The following is an 18830-nucleotide window of genomic DNA, read 5'->3' as shown; positions in this document are numbered from 1 at the left end:
GTGACGTCCCTAGCGGTGTGTTTACCTCGTTAGTCACGCCAGCCTCAGGCGACCCACCATCCTCGGAGAGAACACCATGCTGCTGCGCCCGCACCGGGCCCGAACCGCCTCCCGGCTACCGACCGTCCTGGCGGTCGTGGCCCTGCTGCTCCCCCTGGGAGCCCAGGCCGAGGCGGGCCCGTCCGCCGTACCCTCCGCCCGCTGGGACGTGCCGGGGGTGGCGACGGTGAGGATCCTGGGCCACGGCTACGGCCACGGTCACGGGATGTCGCAGTACGGGGCCGAGGGGGCCGCCCGGGCCGGGCTGACCTACGCCCAGATCGCGGAGTTCTACTACGCCGGGACCCAGTGGGGCACCGCTGAGGGACCGGTCGCGGTGAACCTGACCGGGGACACCACCGACGACGTGGTGGTCAAGGCACGCCCCACCCTGATGGTCCGCAGCCTGGGCAGCGGCCGGCGCTGGACCCTGCCCGCCAAGAGCGCCACCCAGTGGCGCCTGGTGGCCCGCGGCGCGGCACGCACGGCCGTGCAGTGGCGCGCCCGCGGCGCCTGGAAGCAGTGGCGGGTCGTCCGGGGCGATGCCGAGTTCTCCGCCCGGGGTCCGGTCACGCTGGTGACCCCCGCCAAGAGCGTGACCTACCGGGGCAAGCTGCGGTCAGCCTCGCCCAGCGCGGGCAGCACCGCCCGGGACACCGTCAACGTGCTCAGCCTGGAGAACTACCTCAAGGGCGTCGTGCCCCTGGAGATCCCGGCGTCCTGGAGCCCGGAGGCGGTGCGCGCCCAGGCGGTCGCCGCCCGGACCTACGCGGCGTACGAGCGGGCGCACCCGCTGGCGGGCCACTTCCAGATCTGCGACACCACCTCGTGCCAGGTGTACGGCGGGTACTCCGCCGAGCATCCCCTCTCCAACGCCGCGGTGGCGGCGACCGCCGGGCAGGTGCTGACCGTCGACGGAGCACCGGCCTTCACCCAGTTCGCCTCCAGCAACGGGGGATGGAGCTCCGCGGGGTCGGTGCCCTACCTGGCCGCGCGCCCGGACCCGTACGACGGGTGGGCCGGCAACCCCGTGCACCAGTGGCAGACCGACGTCCCGGCCGACCGGATCGAGAGCGCCTGGCCTCGGATCGGGGACCTCACCACCTTGGTGGTGGAGGCCCGCGACGGTAACGGCGACTGGGGTGGCCGGGTCTCCAAGATGACCTTCGTCGGCAGCCAGGGCCAGGTCACCGTCTCGGGGGACCAGGTGCGATCGGCTCTGGGGCTGCGCTCCACCTGGTTCACCTTCGAGGTCGCCCCGCCGGTCGGCGCCCGGGCCCGGTAGCCCCTCGCCACGCCTGAGGCGGAGAGGTGCGCGCCCAGGAGACGACGAACGGCGCGGACCCGAGGGGCCGCGCCGTTCGTGTGCAGAGGTGCTGGGTGACTAGTCCTTGAGCTCGCAGATGACCGCGCCGTTGGTCACCGTGGCGCCGACCTCGGCCGCCAGGCCGGTGACGGTGCCGGCCTTGTGGGCCTTGATGGGCTGCTCCATCTTCATCGCCTCGATGACGACCACGACGTCGCCCTCGGCGAGCTCCTGACCCTCCTCGACGGCGACCTTGACCACGGTGCCCTGCATGGGGCTGGTCACCGAGTCGCCGGACGCGGCGGCGCCGGCCTTCTTGCCCGCGGCGCGCTTGGGCTTCTTGGCCCCGGCGCTCCCGGAGGCGGCGAGGCCACCGAGCCCGGCGGGCAGGACGACCTCGAGACGACGGCCGCCGACCTCGACGGTCACCTTCTGGCGCTCACCGGCCTCTTCGGCCTCGGGCGAGTCGCCGGCGTACGGCGCGATCTGGTTGTCGAAGTCGGTCTCGATCCAGGTCGTGTAGACCTCGAAGGAGCCTTCGCCGGACGGGGTGGACGCACCGACGTACGCCGGGTCGGAGACCACGGCGGCGTGGAACGGGATGACCGTGGGCATGCCGTCGACCTGGAACTCCGACAGCGCGCGGCGCGAGCGCTCGAGCGCCTGGGTGCGGTCCCGGCCACTCACGATCAGCTTGGCGATGAGCGAGTCGAACGCGCCCGGAATGGTCTCGCCCTTCTCGTAGCCACCGTCCAGGCGGATGCCCGGGCCGCTCGGCGGCGACCACTCGGTCAACGTGCCCGGCGCCGGCATGAAGTTGCGGCCGCCGTCCTCGGCGTTGATCCGGAACTCGATGGAGTGCCCGCGAATCTCCGGGTCGCCGTAGCCGAGCTCCTCGCCCGCGGCGATGCGGAACATCTCGCGGACCAGGTCGATCCCGGTGACCTCCTCGGAGACGCAGTGCTCCACCTGGAGACGGGTGTTGACCTCGAGGAACGAGATGGTGCCGTCGGCGGCCACCAGGAACTCGCAGGTCCCGGCGCCGACGTAGCCGGCCTCCTTGAGGATGGCCTTGGAGGACTCGTAGAGGCGGCTGACCTGGTCCTCGGTGAGGAACGGCGCGGGCGCCTCCTCGACGAGCTTCTGGTGCCGGCGCTGCAGCGAGCAGTCGCGGGTGGAGACCACCACGACGTTGCCGTGGGAGTCGGCCAGGCACTGGGTCTCGACGTGGCGGGGCCGGTCCAGGAACTTCTCCACCAGGCACTCGCCCCGGCCGAAGGCGCCCACGGCCTCGCGGACCGCGGACTCGAACAGCTCGGGGATCTCCTCGAGGGTGCGGGCCACCTTGAGGCCTCGGCCGCCGCCACCGAAGACGGCCTTGATGGCCACCGGCAGGCCGTTGGCCTTGGCGAAGGCGACGATCTCGTCGGCGTCCTTGACCGGGTCCTTGGTGCCGGGGGCAAGCGGCGCGTTGGCCTTCTCCGCGATGTGCTTGGCCTTGGCCTTGTCACCGAGGCTCTCGATGGCCGCGGGCGGGGGACCGATCCAGATCAGGCCGGCGTCGATGACAGCCTGGGCGAACTGGGCGTTCTCGGCGAGGAAGCCGTAACCGGGGTGGACCGAGTCGGCCCCGGACTTCTTGGCGACCGCGATGATCTTCTCGATGTCGAGGTAGGACTCCGCCGGGGTGGCGCCACCGAGGGAGTGGGCCTCGTCGGCCAGCCGGACGAAGAGCGCGTCGCGGTCGGGGTCGGCATACACCGCCACGCTGCCGATGCCGGCGTCCTTGCAGGCACGGATCACGCGGACAGCGATCTCGCCACGATTGGCGATGAGGACCTTCTGCAAGCTCACTCGGACTCCTGGGACCTTGGGGGTACGTCGAACCGCAGCAGGCTACCCCGCGGTGGACCCGACGAACGCCGCGGTCCCGGTGGCGGACAGTCGGGGGAGGAGAAAGGGCCAATGGTTAGCGATCGTTAACCACAGATGGCTACCATGACCTCATGACTTTCGAGCTGTCCCGTGAGCACGAGGAGTTCCGCCGCAGCGTCCGCGACTTCGCCGACGCCGAGATAGCGCCGTACGCCGCGCAGTGGGACCGCGATCACCACTTCCCCACCGACGTGGTCCAGCGGATGGGACAGCTGGGGCTGATGGGCCTGACCGCGCCCGAGGAGTTCGGCGGCGCCGGCCTGGCCGGCGAGGACGGCGGCTTCACCAGCCTCTGCCTGGCCATCGAGGAGATCGGCCGCGTCGACCAGTCGATGGGCATCACGCTGGAGGCTGCGGTCGGCCTGGGCATCAACCCGATCCTGACCTTCGGCACCGAGGAGCAGAAGCAGCAGTGGCTGCCCGACCTGGTGGCGGGGCGGAGCCTGGCCGGCTTCGGCCTCACCGAGCCCGGCGCCGGATCGGACGCGGGGGCCACCCGGACCCGCGCCGAGCTCGTGGACGGCGAGTGGGTGGTCAACGGGGCGAAGCAGTTCATCACCAACTCCGGGTCCGCGATCACCAGCCTGGTCACCGTCACCGCGCGCACCGGCGACCGGCCGGACGGACGCCCGGAGATCTCGACCATCATGCTGCCCAGCGGCACTCCTGGCTTCACCGCCGAGAAGGCCTACGACAAGCTCGGCTGGCACGCCTCGGACACCCACCCGCTCTCGTTCACCGACGCTCGCGTCCCGGCGGACCACCTGCTCGGGGAGCGCGGCCGCGGCTACGCCCAGTTCCTGGCCACCCTCGACGACGGCCGGGTCGCCATCGCCGCCCTCGCGGTGGGCTGCATCCAGGCCTGCCTGGACCTGAGCCTGGCCTACGCCGGCGAGCGCCAGACCTTCGGCGGCCCGATCGGGCGCAAGCAGGGCGTCGCCTTCCAGGTCGCGGACCTGCAGGTGATGCTCGACGCCTCCCGGATGCTCACCTACCGGGCCGCGGCCATGAAGGACGCGATGGAGGCGGGCCACTCGGTCACCACCGCGGCGTTCAAGCAGGCCGCCGCCGTCGCGAAGCTCTACGCCACCGAGTCCGCGGTCTCGGCCACCCGGATCGCCACCCAGGTCTTCGGCGGCTACGGCTTCATGGAGGAGTACCCGGTGGCGCGGCTCTACCGCGACGCCAAGGTGCTCGAGATCGGCGAGGGCACCTCCGAGGTGCAGCGGATGCTCATCGCCCGGGGCCTCGGCCTGCCGGTGGAGTGAACCCGGTGGTCGCGGTCAAGCCGGGAAGCATGTGATCAAGTGATCAGCGCCCTGGCTGCGGGGATCCGGCAGGTGTGCGCTTAACCTGTGCTCATGCGTCCGATCGGCGGCCGGTTCGCTGTCGAGGTGAGCAAGTTCTTGCTCGTCGGGGCGCTGGCCACACTTGTAGCCCTGGTGCTGTTCAACGGCCTCGTGCACGGCTTCACCAAGGGTGGCACCCCTCCGCTGAACAACCAGCCGGAGCTCGCCTACGTGCTGGCCAACCTGGCCGGGATGGTCGTCAGCTTCCGGGGCACCCGCGACTGGGCCTTCCGCACCCGCGACGTGCGGCACAACGACGGTGGCAGGACCGCTTTCGTGCTGATCAACCTCGGCACCATGCTGATCCCGCTGGCGTTCCTGGCGTTCAGCCGCAACGTGCTCGGACTGGACGACCCGGTCTCGGACAACATCGCTGCCAACGTCCTGGGCCTGGCGGTCGCCACCGCGACCAGGTTCGCGCTGTTCCGTCAGTACGTCTTCCCCAGGACCGTCAAGGTCAAGCGCTGAGCACTCGGCCCTGTGCGGGCTTCAGCGAGACGTCCACAGGCTCGGCCAGCTGTGGCCGAGGGTGCCCACGAGCTCGCGCAGCAGCGGCAGGCTGACTCCGACCACGTTGTGGTGGTCGCCCTCGATGCCGGTGACGAAGGCGCCCCCGAGCCCGTCCACGGTGAACGCGCCCGCCACCCACAGCGGTTCGCCGGTCGCGACGTAGGCAACGATCTCGTCGTCGGTGACATCGGCGAAGTGCACCACGGTGCTCGCGGTCGCGGCGGCGGAGCGACCGGTGGCGGTGTCGGTGAGGAAGTGCCCGGTCACCAGCACCCCGCTGCGCCCCCGCATCCGCTGCCAGCGGCGCGTGGCCTCCTCCGGGGTGCCGGGCTTGCCCAGGGCCTCCCCGTCCAGCTGCAGGACCGAGTCACAGCCGAGCACCAGGGCCCCGGCGGGCAGGTCGGCACGGTTCGCCACGGCCGCGCACTTGAGCTCGGCCAGGCGCTGGGCCAGGTCGGTCGGGGACAGGCCCACCAGCTGGTCCTCGTCGACGCCGGAGACGATGACCCGCGGCTCGATCCCGGCGCTGCGCAGGGTCGCCAGCCGTGCCGGGGACGCCGAGGCGAGCACCAACGGCGTGCTCGCCCCGGCGGGGGACGGCTGTGCGGTCATCGAGGCAGGCTGCTGGCGCGCCAGCCGCCCGGACCGTACGGGGACGTACGACGGACCTGCCGGTGCGGCGCCGACCACTCGGGGGTGCGCCGAGGAGCGAGCTCCTCCGCGCCACCGAGGCTGGCGAAGACCGCCACCAGTGCGGCGATCTCCTCCGGCGTCGCGTCGGGGTTGACCACCCGGAGCAGCGGGGTCTTCGGCTGCTCCGGCGTGGTCTCCTGCTCACTCACAGCGGGATGTTCCCGTGCTTCTTGGCCGGCAGCGACTCGCGCTTGGAGCGCAGCAGGCGCAGCGCCCGGACGATCTCGGCGCGGGTCTCGTGCGGCGGGATGACGGCGTCGACGTAGCCGCGCTCGGCTGCCTGGTAGGGGTTGGCCAGCGCCTCCTCGTACTCCTCGATCAGCTCGGCGCGACGGGCGTCGGCGTCCTCGGCGACCGCGAGCTCCTTGCGGTAGAGGATGTTGACCGCGCCCTGGGCTCCCACCACCGCGACCTGGGCGGTGGGCCAGGCCAGGTTGATGTCGGCGCCGAGGTGCTTGGACCCCATCACCACGTAGGCGCCGCCGTACGCCTTGCGGGTGATGATCGTGACCAGCGGGACGGTCGCCTCCGCGTAGGCGTAGATCAGCTTGGCGCCGCGGCGGATGATGCCGTTGTACTCCTGGTCGGTGCCCGGCAGGAAGCCGGGGACGTCGACGAAGGTGACCACGGGGATGTTGAACGCGTCGCAGGTGCGCACGAAGCGTGCGGCCTTCTCCGAGGCGTCGATGTTGAGCGTGCCCGCGAACTGCATGGGCTGGTTGGCCACCACGCCGACGGGGCGTCCCTCGACCCGGCCGAAGCCGACGATGATGTTGGGCGCGAAGAGGGGCTGGACCTCGAGGAACTCCTCGTCGTCCAGGACCGCCGAGATCACGTCGTGCATGTCGTAGGGCTGGTTGGGAGAGTCCGGCACCAGGGTGTCCAGGGTGCGGTCCAGGTCGCTGATCTCCAGGTCCGCCGCCTCGTCGTACGACGGCGCCTCGTCCAGGTTGTTCTGCGGCAGGTAGCTCAGCAGCGCCTTGGTGTACTCGATGGCGTCCTCCTCGTCGGAGGCCATGTAGTGGGAGTTGCCGGAGATGGTGTTGTGCGTGCGCGCCCCACCGATCTCCTCCATCGTGACGTCCTCGCCGGTGACGGTCTTGATCACGTCGGGCCCGGTGATGAACATGGCGGAGGTCTTGTCGACCATGATCGTGAAGTCGGTGACGGCCGGGGAGTAGACGTGGCCGCCGGCGCAGTTGCCCATGATCAGCGAGATCTGGGGGATGACGCCCGAGGCGTGCACGTTGCGCTTGAAGATCTCGCCGTACAGGCCGAGGGAGACGACGCCCTCCTGGATGCGGGCGCCGGCGCCCTCGTTGATGCCCACGATGGGGCTGCCGGTCTTGACGGCGAGGTCCATGATCTTGGTGATCTTCTCGCCGTAGACCTGGCCGAGGGAGCCGCCGAAGACGGTGAAGTCCTGGGAGAACACGCAGACCTGGCGGCCGTTCACGGTGCCGTAGCCCGTGATCACGCCATCGCCGTAGGGACGGTTCTTCTGCATGCCGAAGTTGGTCGAGCGGTGCCGCACCAGCTCGTCGAGCTCGACGAAGGAGCCCTCGTCGAACAGCATCTCGATCCGCTCGCGGGCGGTCTGGCGACCCTTCGCGTGCTGCTTCTCGATCGCCTTGCTGCTGGAGACGTGGATGGCCTCGTCGAGTCGGCGCTCGAGGTCAGCGAGCTTGCCCGCCGTGGTGTGGATGTCGATCTCGGGCTGTTCGGAAGTCTCGGCGCTCACCGCTACATCTCCTCGGGCTCTGCTGGTGGGGGTGTGCTCTGGCTCGAGCGTGGGCCAATCTAGTCCCCATGTCTGACCTTCCCGTACCGCGCCCAGCACTCGATCCCGTTCGCCTCGCCGGTCTTCCGGCTCCGCTGCGCGTCGAGGTGCTCCCAGCCACCCCGTCCACCAACGCCGTCGTCGCGGCCCGGGCCCGCGAGGGGGAGCCCGCCGGTCTGGTCGTCGTCACCGAGCACCAGACCGCGGGCCGTGGGCGCCTGGACCGGGTCTGGGAGACCCCGCCCCGGGTGGCGCTCACCTTCTCGGTGCTGCTGCGCCCGCAGGTGGAGCCCGCCGACTGGACCTGGCTGCCGCTGCTGGTCGGGTACGCCGTGCACGCCGGGCTCGCCGACCGGCTCCCCGAGGTCGCGCTGAAGTGGCCCAACGACGTGCTGGTGGAGGACCGCAAGATCGCCGGCATCCTGGTGGAGCGGGTGGAGACGCCCGACGGGCCGACGGCCGTGGTGGGAGTGGGCCTGAACGTCAACCAGGACCTGGCCGACCTGCCCTCGGCGAACGCCACCTCGCTGCGCCTGGAGCTGGGGGAGACCTTCGACCGGACCGACCTGCTGGTGCAGGTGCTCGGCTCCCTGCGCGCGCTCGAGCCTCTGCTGCTGCACACCGACCAGCTGCGTACGGCGTACTGCGACGTCTGCTCCACCCTGGGCCGGGAGGTCGACGTCCACCTGCCCGGCGGCGAGGTCACTCGGGGTGAGGCGCTGGACCTGGACGCCCACGGGGCCCTGGTGGTGAGCACCGGCACCGGCGCGCTCACCGTCAACGCCGGTGACGTCATTCACGTACGCCCGACGACCGAGATGGAATGATCGCCGGATGGCCATCTCAAGCAAGCTCCTCAACGAGGGCGAGCACGTCGTCGTCTCCACCCGCACCCACCCGAAGGCCCTGATCGGTCCGGTGCTCGTGCTGGTGGTCGTCGTCGCTGCCGTCGTGCTCGCGGGCAACTGGGCGCGCGACGCCGTTCAGGACGACGTCGCGACCATGCTCGGGGTCGTGGGGGGCGTCGTTGCGTCGCTCCTGGTCGCCTGGTTCACGCTCCTGCCGCTGCTGCGCTGGCTCACCACGACGTACACCTTCACCAACCGGCGCTTCATCGCACGCTCGGGGATCATCGCCAAGGAGGGACGCACCATCCCGCTCAACCGGATCAGCGGCGTCGACTTCGAGATCGGCGTGGTCGACCGGCTCTTCGGCTGCGGCACCCTGATCGTCACCGACGCCAGCGCCGACGGTCGGGTGCGCGTCAACGACATCCCCCGGGTCGAGCAGGTCCAGCTGAAGGTTGCCGAGGAGCTGCACCAGGGCTCGGTACGGTCGGATGATGGCGCCTGACCCGCCCCGGCCGAGCCGCGAGGAGCTCGAGCAGTCGATCCTGGGGGAGAGCCCGGGCTACACGGCTCTGGAGGTCGCGGCCAGTGCCGGCATGTCGATCGACGAGGTACGTCGGCTGTGGCGCGCCCTGGGGTTCCCCGAGATGGCCGGTGAGGCGTTCTTCACCGCCGCCGACATCGAGGCGGTCGCCCACGTCTCCACCCTGGTCGAGCGGGGCAACCTCGACTTCGACATGGCCGTCACCCTGACCCGGGCGCTGGGGCAGACCATGTCCAGGCTGGCCGACTGGGAGGTCGCGACCCTGGTGGGACGGGTCGAGGAGATGGAGAAGAGCGAGGACGCCACCGGCAGCCGGATGGGCTCCGCGCTGCGTCTGGTCGACGAGGTCAACCCGGCGTTCGAGGAGCTGCTGCTCTACGCGTGGCGTCGGCACCTGGCCGCGGCGGCCTCCCGGATGGAGGCACTCGGCGCCAACGAGGAGGACCTGCACACCACGCACGTGACCGTCGGGTTCGCCGACATCGTGCACTTCACCGCCCTGTCCAACAAGATCGACGAGGGACGCATCGGTGACCTCGTGGAGGTCTTCGAGGCGCGCTGCCACGACGTGGTCTCCACCGCAGGAGGCCGGGCGATCAAGTCCATCGGCGACTCGATCCTGTTCGTGACCGACACCGCCGAGCGCGCCGTGGAGATCTCCGAGGGCATCATCCGGGTGATCGGCCGCGACCCGCGGATGCCGGACGTGCGGCTGGGTCTGGCGTCCGGGTCGGTGGTGACCCGGATGGGTGACGTCTTCGGGCCCCCGGTCAACATGGCGGCGCGCCTGACTGCGGTGGCCAGGCGCAACCGGATCATCGTCGACGCGGCGACCGCCGCGCTGCTCCCCGACGGCGAGTTCGTCACCCGGAGGCTGCCGGCTCGCCCGGTCCGCGGGTTCGGCCTGGTCGAGCCGGTCGCGGTCAGCCGCCGCTGAGCCGTCCCCCAGCTCCGGACCCAGGTCGCCATGCGACGACGTGGGCCGGGCACAGGTGGTCTGGACCACGACCCCCCAGCTGAGCCGTTCGGCGGCGGGATCGCCGCATCCTCCTTAACGTCTGGGGGTGATCGCGGTCCAGGACGTGCTCGTTGACCCTGTCGCGCGTCGCGTGTGGCGCGCCGGTGAGGAGATCGTGCTCTCGCGCATGGAGTTCGACCTCATGCACGCGCTGATCTCCCGTGCCGGTGAGATCGTCAGCCGGGACGAGCTGATGCGTCAGGTCTGGGGCGCCACCTTCTACACCTCCTCCAAGACCATCGACGTCCACCTTGGCTGGGTGCGTCGCAAGCTGGGGGACGACAGTCGCGACCCCACCCTGATCCGCACGGTCAGGGGCCGCGGTCTGCGGTTCGAGCCGGACGCAGAGGGGTCTGCCGCCAGCCACGGATGACCGGCTGGCTAGGGTCTGTTCCGTGCCCGCGCCGCTCGCTCCCGTCCTGGCCGTCATCGGTGGTGGCCAGCTCGCCCGCATGATGGCCCAGCCCGCCATCGCCCTGGGGCTGCCGCTGCGGCTGCTCGCCGAGGCCGAGGGCGTCTCGGCGGCCCAGGTCATCGTGGACCAGCAGGTCGGGGACCACCGCGACCTGGACACCCTCCGCTCCGTCACCCAGGGCTGCTCCGTGGTCACCTTCGACCACGAGCACGTGCCCACCGAGCACCTGCACGCGCTGGCCGAGGGCGGTCTCGCGGTGCGACCCGGGCCCGAGGCCCTGGTGCACGCCCAGGACAAGGCGGTGATGCGCCGCCGGCTCGACGAGCTGGGAGTGCCCTCCCCGCGCCACGCGGTGGTGGAGTCGGTGGCCGACGCGGCGGCGTTCGGCTTCCCGTGCGTGCTCAAGACCACCCGCGGCGGCTACGACGGCAAGGGCGTGTGGGTGGTGCGCGACGCCGCCGGGGCCCGTGACGCCTTCGAGGCAGCGAGCGCCGCGGGCGTCCAGGTGCTGGCCGAGGAGCTGGTGGACTTCCGCCGCGAGCTCTCGGCGCTGGTGGCACGATCGCCGAGCGGCCAGGCCGCCGCCTACCCGGTGGTGGCCTCGACCCAGGTCGACGGGGTGTGCAGCGAGGTGGTCGCCCCGGCGCCGGACCTGGACCCCGAGCTGGCGGGCCAGGCCCAGCGGATCGCTCTGACCATCGCGGGCGCCCTGGACGTGACCGGGATCCTGGCCGTGGAGCTGTTCGAGACCTCCGACGGCCGGGTGCTCGTCAACGAGCTGGCGATGCGACCGCACAACACCGGGCACTGGACCCAGGACGGCGCCGTCACCTCGCAGTTCGAGAACCACCTGCGCGCGGTGATGGACCTGCCGCTGGGGTCCCCGGCTCCGCGGGCCCGCTGGACGGTGATGGTCAACGTCCTCGGCGGTCCGCACGACGCCGGCCGGCTCTACGACGGGCTTCCGCACGTGATGGCCCGCGACCCGCACCTGCGGGTGCACCTGTACGGCAAGGACTGGCGCCCCGGTCGCAAGGTCGGGCACGTCAACGCATACGGCGACGACCTCGAGGACTGCCTGGAGCGCGCGCGTCACGCCGCTGCCTGGCTCCGCGGGGACCTGGGAGACGAGAGCGAGTGAGGCGAGCATGAGCGCGGACGTGGGCATCGTGATGGGGTCGGACTCCGACTGGCCGGTGATGCAGGCCGCCGCGGAGGTGCTGGAGGAGCTCGGGGTCTCGTTCGAGGCCGACGTGGTCTCCGCGCACCGGATGCCGCAGGAGATGCTGGACTACGGGCGCGACGCGGCGGGACGCGGGATCAAGGTGGTGATCGCCGGGGCCGGTGGCGCCGCCGCGCTTCCGGGAATGATCGCCTCGGTCACGCCGCTGCCCGTGATCGGCGTACCGGTGCCGTTGAAGTACCTGGACGGCATGGACTCGCTGCTGTCGATCGTGCAGATGCCCGCCGGCATCCCGGTCGCCACCGTGGCCATCGGCAACGCGCGCAACGCCGGCATCCTGGCCGCCCGGATCCTCGCGGTCTCGGACGCGGCGCTGCAGCAGCAGCTGGTCGAGTTCCAGGCTGCGCTGGCCGAGAGCGCCCACGCCAAGGGACGCAGCGTCCGGGAGTCGGCGACCCGCCGTCCGCGGATCGGCTTCTAGGCACACGTCCCCACCCTGCGTACCGTCTGGCAGGTGAACCCGTCCGGACCTGCGCAGGGCCGCCTCGTCGGGGTCGACGTCGCGCGGTGTCTCGCCCTGCTCGGGATGGTGGCGACCCATGTGCTGCTGACCCGCGACGCCGACGGGGACCTCGCCGTGTCCCACTCCCTGGCCGGCGGGCGGGCGTCCGCGCTCTTCGCGGTCCTGGCGGGGGTGAGCATCGCGCTGCTGACCGGCGCGGGCGACCCGGTCAGAGGCCGCGAGCGGGCGGCCCGGTCGGCCGGACTGGTGGCACGGGCGCTGCTGGTGGGACTGCTCGGACTGATGCTTGCTGCCCTGGACAGCGGGCTGGCGATCATCCTCACCTACTACGCCGTGCTGTTCGTGCTCGCGCTGCCGTTCCTGGGCCTGGGTGCCCGCAGGCTGTTCCTCCTGGCTGCCGGCTGGGCACTGCTGGTGCCGGTGGCCTCCCAGTGGCTGCGGCCGAGGCTTCCCGAGCGTGGCTACGCCAGCCCCTCCTTCGAGCAGCTCCGGGATCCTGGAGGGCTGCTCTCCGAGCTCCTGCTCACCGGCTACTACCCGGCGCTGCCGTGGCTGGCCTACCTGCTGCTGGGCCTGGCGATCGGTCGCCTCGACCTGCGTCGGCGGGTCGTGCCGGTCGCACTGGCCGTCGGCGGCGCGGTGCTTGCGGTGGTTGCCAGCGCCGTCTCCGACGTGCTGACGAGCCGCGAGGACGTGGCGCGGGCGCTGCTGCTGGATCCGCCGCCGCTGGGCCCCGCCGGCAGCGGTGCCGAGCTGCTGGAGCTCGTCCGGGGCGGCATGTACGGCACCACGCCCGACACGAGCTGGGCCTGGCTGCTGGTCCGTGCCCCGCACAGCGCCACCCCGTTCGACCTCGTGCAGACCGCCGGGAGCGCGATGCTCGTGCTCGGTTGCTGCCTGGTGCTCGCGGCGTCCCTGCCCGCAGTCGCGCGGCGGGCGCTGGCGATCCTCTGCGGCGCGGGCGCCATGTCCCTGACGCTGTACTCGCTGCACGTGGCGATGCGGTCGGACCTGCTGTGGCCCGCCGAGGAGCCCGGGAGCTTCCGCAGCCACGTGCTGGTGCTGGGGGCGGTGGGAGCCCTGTACGCCGCCCGCGGCACCCGAGGTCCACTGGAGTCCGTCGCCGGTGCGGTGGCCGGCGCCACGGCCGCGGCCGTGCGGGCCCTGCCCGCCCGATCGGCGAGACGGGCGCATGAGGTGGGGGAGCGGGGGTACGTCCCGGCTATGGACACAGGCAAGAACGACGATTCCCAGGGCCAGGTCTCCGAGGTCGCCAGCATGGCGAACGCCGGAGAGGAGATCGACCCCAGCGACGCCGTCGCGGGCGCGCCGGACCACTCCTCGGGCGGGGACCGGGCCGACGAGGGGACGCAAGGTCCCGACGCGCCGCCCCGGCACGGCGTCCCCGAAGAGTCCAACGAGTCCTCGCGCTGAAGCCGCGACGATGAGTGTCAACACCCGCACCCTCAAGGGGAGCGCCGAGGACGTGTGGAAGGTGCTCGCGGACGGCTGGCTCTACCCGCTGTGGGTGGTCGGCGCCTCCCGGATGCGCGACGTGGACGACACCTGGCCGGCGGTCGGGTCCCAGCTGCACCACTCGGTCGGGGCCTGGCCGCTCCTGATCGACGACAGCACCGAGGTGCTGGAGTCGGAGCCCGGCAGTCGGCTGGTGCTGCGCGCCCGGGCCTGGCCGATGGGCGATGCCCGGGTCGAGATCGAGATGCACCCGCACGCGGACGCCGGCACTACGGAGGTGGTGATCCGTGAGGACGCCACCTCCGGACCGGCGCTGCTGCTGCCCTCGCCCCTGCGGCAGCCGACGCTGGCGTGGCGCAACACCGAGACGCTGCGGCGTCTGGCCTTCCTCGTCGAGCGGCGTCAGCGCGGCTGAGCGGTCAGTGCCGCCGCCGCCACTCGATGGCCGGGCAGGTGTCCATCACCATCGGCACGCCGGCCGCTGTGGTGCGCTCGAAGGCTGCCTGGTCGATGACCCCGAGCTGGAACCACACGGCTCTCGCGCCCACCGCCACGGCCTCGTCGGCGAACTGGCCGGCAGCCTCGGAGCGGCGGAACACGTCGACCACGTCGATGTCGAAGGGCACCTCGCTCAGCGAGGCATAGCCCTGCTGGCCCAGCACCGTGGGCGCGTCGGGGTGGATCGGCACGATCCTCTTCCCGCGCTCGACCAGCAGGGAGGCGATCGAGTACGCCGTGCGGGAGCGGTCCCCGGACAGGCCCACCACAGCCCAGGTCTCGCACTCGTCGAGCATGAAGTCGATGTTGGCGGGGTCGAGCCACGGCGGGGTCTTGGTCATGGGCGAAACCTAGCGCGGCACGTGGCAACGTCGTCCTCGCCCCGACTGCTCGGGCCCGCCGCCGGGCATGTCACCCGACGGCGGGCCTGAGCCACGCAGAGATGTCGACTACCTCCGAGCGACCCGGAACTTCCTCACGGCCCGGGCGGAGTCATAGACACTCCGCTCGGTGGGCGTGAAGGCCACGATGACGCTGGCCTTCCTGCCGGTCTTCCGGATGACCTTGCGCGCGATCTTGCCGAGGGCCACCTTGGCCTGGTCGCCGGCGCGCACCGGGGCGGTGCGGACCACGTTCTTCTTCCCGATCCGCAGGGTGACCTTGACGGTGCCGTCCGCCGTGGACCGCACCCAGGCCATCCCCTTCTTCCCGACCTGCAGGCGGGCCTTGCGGATGCCCACCTGCGTGGCCTGCTTGGTCCCGATGGCACCGTGCGGGGTCTGGGCCGTCGGGGTGCCGGCTGCTGGACCCGTGATGATGAGCCTGGTGGGGGTGGAGAAGACGGTGCGCGAGCCCGCGGTCACCTTGACCCGGTACTCGAAGGAGCCGGCGCGGGCGGTGACGTCCTCGAGCACCAGCGAGGACTCGTCCTGGTTGACGATGTCGCTCCAGTCGCCCTGGGCCCGGCGCTGCCACTGGTAGCCGACCGGGACGCTCGAGTCGACGGCGACCTGCAGGGTGACGGTGTCGCCGACGGTCGCGGAGACCTCCGCCGCCGGAGCGGCGGTGATCACCGGGTGGGGGGTGAGGTCCTCGAACACCGGAGCGGGAGCCCCAGCCTCCACGACCCTCTTGCGGCCGTCGTCGGACTTGTGGACGGTGAACTCGTCGATCACGTCGCCGACCTCGAGCTCCTTGGCCGGCACCGTGTAGGCCCCGGGGACCGTCTCGGCGAGGTAGGACTTGTAGACCAGCTTGTCCTGCGACACCGAGATCACCTGGTAGGTGGTGATCTTCTCGCCCTTGATCACCTGGGTGGCCCCGTTGTTGGTCCACACGTTCCGCGCGTCGGTCTCCAGGTCGTAGTGCTTGGCCCCGGAGTTGCTGACGACGTAGACCGGGCCGTCGGTCACGCCGGGCTCGGCGGTCAGGTCGTCGTTGTTGTAGCCGCGGGCATAGGTGTGGTCGTGGCCCATCTGGACCAGGTCGACGTTGTGCTCCTCGAAGACCGGGACCCAGTACTTGCGCAGCACCGGCTCGTCACGGCCCGAGCTGGCGGAGTAGACCGGCTGGTGGAACGTCACGACGTTCCACTTGGAGTCGCTGTTGTCCAGGACGTGGTCGAGCCAGGCGGCCTGGTACTCGGTCCACACGTCGGTGACCTTGGTCGAGGGGCAGTCCGTGCCGGTGCACGGCGGCACGTACGACGGGGTCAGGAACGCGCTGTCTCGGGTCGCGTTGACCGTGATGAACCGGACGCCCTGGTAGTCGGCGAAGTAGACCGTCTCGCGTGCGAAGTCCGACCAGTGGTCGAAGTACGCCTGGTACTGGCGTGCCACGTCGTCATCGCCGACCGAGCGCTGGGCCAGGTCGCCGATCGTGCTGGCGTTCGGGTTGTTGTCGGGGTACTCGAAATGGGCCTTCCACGACCGCATCAGCTTGTCGCCGTTGTACTCGTGGTTGCCGGGTGCGGCGAAGATGTTGGTGGTGGCCGCCGAGTGCTCCATGCCCTTGAACCAGTTGGTCCACTGCGTGTCGTTGCTGGAGGTGTCGATCAGGTCACCGGCGTGCACCGAGCCGATGGAGTCCGGAGCGGTCCGCTCGGCCATCTTGACGACCTTGGGCCAGGTGGTGTCCAGGCCGATCTGGGCGTCGCCGTAGTAGACGTAGTTGAACTCCGTCTGCGTGGGGTCGGCGGTGGAGAAGATCTGCCACTCGCTCCAGCCGTCGGCGCTGCCGACGCGATAGGAGTACGCCGTCGCCGGCTCCAGGCCCTTGACGGTGGCGGAGAAGTGCGGGTTGGCCTGGTTGATCGCCGTGCCCTGGCTGGTCGCTCGGACGGCGCGGACCGGGCCGCCGGCGGCGAGACGGAGCTGCACGACGCCGTTGGTCTCGGTGGGCGTGGTGGCGAGCCAGGTGAAGCTCTGCGAGGTCTCGGGCGTCTCGGTGGGCGTCAGGATCACTCGGGTCGGCGCTGGGGAGGCGCTCGCAGCGGTGGCGGTGGCGGTGCCGGTCTCGACGGCCGTGGCGGGTACGGCGAGCGCGCCGGCGATCGCCAGGGTGGCCAGTCCGGCGAGCGCAAGCCTGCGGCCGGGTCCGCTGCGGGGGGAGGTCGTTCTCATCGGGGTTTCCTGATTCCTCTCGTTCGGGCGTCCCGCGGAGCGGGGCGTCAGGCGGAGTCAGTCAGGTGCAGGTGACCGGGAGGCGAACGCCGGGACCGCATCAGGCGAACGGCGGGCTGCGAGAGGCGGACCGCGATCAGTCCTGGAGCGGATGCCCGGCGATCTCGCGCAGCGCCGGCAGCATCTGGGCCAGGGGGCGCGTGGTGCGGAGCACCACCAGGCTGGCCTCGCGTTCACCTGGGGCGTCCGGCCGGGTGCCGTGCAGGGACACCACGTGCGCCATCGCCACGTCGAACTCGGCGTTGGCGGCCTGGGCGTCGATCTGGTCGCGCAGCCACCGCCGCAGCACGTGGTTGTGCGCGGTGATCACGGCGTTGGCCAGCAGCTCAGCCCGGAGCGCCGTGTGGGGTGCGGACCCCAGCCAGTCGTGCACGAACTCGCGGAACGTGCGCTGGTACTGCTGCTGACTGGCGATCTCGCGGGCGCGCAGGGTGGGAACGGTGCGGGTGAGGCGGTAGCGGATCCTGGCTCGGTCGCCCTCTGCGAGATGGTGCTTCAGCACCAGTCGCGCCGCCTCGGTGACGGCCACCGACGCGGTCGCGTCAGTGGCGGTGGCGAGCCGGTCGCGAACTGCGGCGAGCAGGACCGCGTGATCGGGGAAGATCACGTCCTCCTTGGACTTGAAGACCCGGAAGAACGTCGTGCGGCCGACTCCGGCGCGCTCGGCGACGTCCTCGACGGTGGTCTCCTCGAACCCGCGCTCGTCGAAGAGCGCGAAGGCCGCCTCGATCAGACGCTGCCGGCTGCTGACCACGATGCCTCCTCGGATACGGTACTGAGTACCGTAGCAGCGGGATTGAGTCCCGACGTGTGATGAGACCAGAGCAAGAGAAGAGACCATGAGCAACCCTGACTTCGACCTGTACCAGCTCTCCGAGGAGCACAAGGCGATCCGCGAGGCCGTCCGCGCGGTCTGTGACGCCAAGGTCGCGCCGTACGCCGCAGAGGTCGACGAGCAGGCGCGGTACCCCCAGGAAGCCGCCGACGCGCTGCGCGCCGCGGACTTCCACGCCCCGCACGTGCCCGAGCAGTACGGCGGCGCCGGCGCCGACGCGCTGGCCACCGTCCTGGTCATCGAGGAGGTCGCCCGGGCGTGCGTCTCCTCATCGCTGATCCCCGCGGTCAACAAGCTCGGCTCCCTCCCGGTGCAGATCGCCGGTTCCGAGGAGCTCAAGGCCAAGTACCTGGGCAGGCTGGCCCGCGGCGAGGGCGGCTTCTCCTACTGCCTCTCCGAGCCCGACGCCGGCTCGGACGCGCTCGGCATGAAGACGCGTGCGGTGCGCGACGGCGACTCCTGGGTGCTCAACGGCGTGAAGCGCTGGATCACCAACGCCGGCGAGTCCGAGTACTACACCGTCATGGCCGTGACCGATCCCGAGAAGCGCTCGCGCGGCATCTCGGCGTTCGTGGTGGAGAAGTCCGACGCCGGCGTCTCCTTCGGTGCCAAGGAGAAGAAGCTGGGCATCAAGGGCAGCCCGACTCGCGAGGTCTACTTCGACAACGTGCGGATCCCGGCGGACCGGATGATCGGCGCCGAGGGCACCGGTTTCGAGACCGCCATGAAGACCCTCGACCACACCCGGGTCACCATCGCCGCCCAGGCGGTCGGCGTGGCCCAGGGCGCGCTGGACTACGCACTGGAGTACGCGAAGGAGCGCCAGCAGTTCGGCAAGTCCATCGCCGAGTTCCAGGGGCTGCAGTTCATGCTCGCCGACATGGGGATGAAGGTGGAGGCGGCTCGCCAGATGACCTACGCCGCAGCCGGTCGCTCCGAGCGGGGCGACTCCGACCTGACCTTCTTCGGCGCCGCGGCCAAGTGCTTCGCCTCCGACGTGGCGATGGATGTCACCACCAACGCCGTCCAGGTCCTCGGTGGCTACGGCTACACCAGCGACTACCCGGTGGAGCGGATGATGCGCGACGCCAAGATCACCCAGATCTACGAGGGCACCAATCAGGTGCAGCGGATCGTGATGGCTCGCCAGCTCCTGGCCGGGGTGCAGAGCCAGCTCTGACCCGGAGGCGACGGCGG

19 protein-coding genes are annotated in these 18830 nt (G+C 71.1%); 12 read left to right on the top strand and 7 right to left on the bottom strand.

The window, feature by feature from the left end; translation table 11 throughout:
• Positions 1 to 76 precede the first annotated feature (76 nt).
• Entirely contained in the window at positions 77 to 1324 is a 1248-nt protein-coding gene (locus C0R66_RS13230) for a SpoIID/LytB domain-containing protein (protein ID WP_101525095.1), read from the top strand.
• A gap of 99 nt (positions 1325 to 1423) precedes the next feature.
• On the opposite strand, the gene C0R66_RS13225 is transcribed toward C0R66_RS13230, so the two are convergent.
• Complete coding sequence (locus C0R66_RS13225; RefSeq protein ID WP_240311538.1) at positions 1424 to 3199, bottom strand: acetyl/propionyl/methylcrotonyl-CoA carboxylase subunit alpha; 1776 nt, start codon at positions 3197 to 3199, stop codon at positions 1424 to 1426.
• 152 nt (positions 3200 to 3351) lie between these two features.
• On the opposite strand from C0R66_RS13225, the gene C0R66_RS13220 reads away from it, so the two are divergent.
• Both C0R66_RS13220 and C0R66_RS13215 read left to right on the top strand, forming a co-directional pair.
• On the top strand, positions 3352 to 4548 hold the full coding sequence (locus C0R66_RS13220; RefSeq protein WP_101525094.1) for an acyl-CoA dehydrogenase family protein: 1197 nt from the start codon (positions 3352 to 3354) through the stop codon (positions 4546 to 4548).
• Positions 4549 to 4641: 93 nt separating this feature from the next.
• Complete coding sequence (locus C0R66_RS13215) at positions 4642 to 5097, top strand: GtrA family protein (RefSeq protein WP_158648042.1); 456 nt, start codon at positions 4642 to 4644, stop codon at positions 5095 to 5097.
• A 21-nt stretch (positions 5098 to 5118) separates the two neighbouring features.
• On the opposite strand, the gene C0R66_RS13210 is transcribed toward C0R66_RS13215, so the two are convergent.
• Genes C0R66_RS13210 through C0R66_RS13200 form a run of 3 tightly spaced genes read right to left on the bottom strand, consistent with a single transcriptional unit; the run spans position 5119 to position 7573 of the window.
• The gene (locus tag C0R66_RS13210) at positions 5119 to 5751 is read right to left on the bottom strand and encodes a Maf family protein (RefSeq protein ID WP_101525092.1); all 633 of its coding nucleotides are present in this window, start codon (positions 5749 to 5751) and stop codon (positions 5119 to 5121) included.
• Positions 5748 to 5981, bottom strand: coding sequence for an acyl-CoA carboxylase subunit epsilon (locus tag C0R66_RS13205; RefSeq protein ID WP_101525091.1), 234 nt, complete (start codon positions 5979 to 5981; stop codon positions 5748 to 5750). Before C0R66_RS13205 ends, C0R66_RS13210 begins: the two co-directional genes overlap by 4 nt.
• Positions 5978 to 7573, bottom strand: a complete 1596-nt coding sequence (locus C0R66_RS13200) for an acyl-CoA carboxylase subunit beta (RefSeq protein WP_199286682.1) — start codon at positions 7571 to 7573, stop codon at positions 5978 to 5980. Before C0R66_RS13200 ends, C0R66_RS13205 begins: the two co-directional genes overlap by 4 nt.
• 68 nt (positions 7574 to 7641) lie before the next feature.
• Here C0R66_RS13200 and C0R66_RS13195 point away from each other — a divergent pair, with 68 nt between their 5' ends.
• From C0R66_RS13195 to C0R66_RS13160, 8 genes are all read left to right on the top strand, one after another.
• Positions 7642 to 8439, top strand: a complete 798-nt coding sequence (locus tag C0R66_RS13195) for a biotin--[acetyl-CoA-carboxylase] ligase (RefSeq protein WP_101525090.1) — start codon at positions 7642 to 7644, stop codon at positions 8437 to 8439.
• A 7-nt stretch (positions 8440 to 8446) separates the two neighbouring features.
• Positions 8447 to 8965 (top strand): PH domain-containing protein, encoded by a 519-nt coding sequence (locus tag C0R66_RS13190; RefSeq protein WP_101525089.1) that lies wholly within the window; start codon positions 8447 to 8449, stop codon positions 8963 to 8965.
• Entirely contained in the window at positions 8955 to 9941 is a 987-nt protein-coding gene (locus C0R66_RS13185) for an adenylate/guanylate cyclase domain-containing protein (RefSeq protein ID WP_199286681.1), read from the top strand. Before C0R66_RS13190 ends, C0R66_RS13185 begins: the two co-directional genes overlap by 11 nt.
• Positions 9942 to 10068: 127 nt before the next feature.
• Complete coding sequence (locus tag C0R66_RS13180) at positions 10069 to 10395, top strand: winged helix-turn-helix domain-containing protein (RefSeq protein WP_101525087.1); 327 nt, start codon at positions 10069 to 10071, stop codon at positions 10393 to 10395.
• Positions 10396 to 10417: 22 nt separating this feature from the next.
• Positions 10418 to 11578: a 5-(carboxyamino)imidazole ribonucleotide synthase gene (locus C0R66_RS13175; RefSeq protein ID WP_101525086.1), complete on the top strand. Its 1161-nt coding sequence runs from the start codon at positions 10418 to 10420 to the stop codon at positions 11576 to 11578.
• A gap of 7 nt (positions 11579 to 11585) precedes the next feature.
• Entirely contained in the window at positions 11586 to 12101 is a 516-nt protein-coding gene (purE, locus tag C0R66_RS13170) for a 5-(carboxyamino)imidazole ribonucleotide mutase (RefSeq protein WP_101525085.1), read from the top strand.
• 33 nt (positions 12102 to 12134) lie between these two features.
• Positions 12135 to 13577: a heparan-alpha-glucosaminide N-acetyltransferase domain-containing protein gene (locus tag C0R66_RS13165; RefSeq protein WP_101525084.1), complete on the top strand. Its 1443-nt coding sequence runs from the start codon at positions 12135 to 12137 to the stop codon at positions 13575 to 13577.
• 10 nt (positions 13578 to 13587) lie between these two features.
• Positions 13588 to 14034 carry an SRPBCC family protein gene (locus C0R66_RS13160; protein WP_101525083.1) on the top strand — a complete coding sequence of 149 codons (447 nt, stop codon included), beginning with the start codon at positions 13588 to 13590 and terminating at the stop codon, positions 14032 to 14034.
• Between the two features lie 4 nt (positions 14035 to 14038).
• Here C0R66_RS13160 and C0R66_RS13155 read toward each other — a convergent pair whose 3' ends face one another.
• The 3 genes from C0R66_RS13155 to C0R66_RS13145 all read right to left on the bottom strand — a co-directional run bounded on the left by C0R66_RS13155 (position 14039) and on the right by C0R66_RS13145 (position 17552).
• Positions 14039 to 14458 (bottom strand): CoA-binding protein, encoded by a 420-nt coding sequence (locus C0R66_RS13155; protein WP_199286680.1) that lies wholly within the window; start codon positions 14456 to 14458, stop codon positions 14039 to 14041.
• Between the two features lie 108 nt (positions 14459 to 14566).
• A complete protein-coding gene (locus tag C0R66_RS13150; protein WP_101525082.1) occupies positions 14567 to 16738 on the bottom strand; it encodes a purple acid phosphatase family protein in 2172 nt (723 codons plus the stop codon).
• Between the two features lie 136 nt (positions 16739 to 16874).
• Complete coding sequence (locus C0R66_RS13145; protein ID WP_199286679.1) at positions 16875 to 17552, bottom strand: TetR family transcriptional regulator; 678 nt, start codon at positions 17550 to 17552, stop codon at positions 16875 to 16877.
• A gap of 85 nt (positions 17553 to 17637) precedes the next feature.
• On the opposite strand from C0R66_RS13145, the gene C0R66_RS13140 reads away from it, so the two are divergent.
• A complete protein-coding gene (locus tag C0R66_RS13140; RefSeq protein ID WP_101525080.1) occupies positions 17638 to 18813 on the top strand; it encodes an acyl-CoA dehydrogenase family protein in 1176 nt (391 codons plus the stop codon).
• Positions 18814 to 18830: the final 17 nt, after the last annotated feature.

The organism is Nocardioides houyundeii (assembly GCF_002865585.1).
Taxonomy (GTDB): Bacteria; Actinomycetota; Actinomycetes; order Propionibacteriales; family Nocardioidaceae; genus Nocardioides; species Nocardioides houyundeii.
Note: the sequence above shows the minus strand (reverse complement) of the source record. Positions and strands in the feature narration are given on the sequence as shown.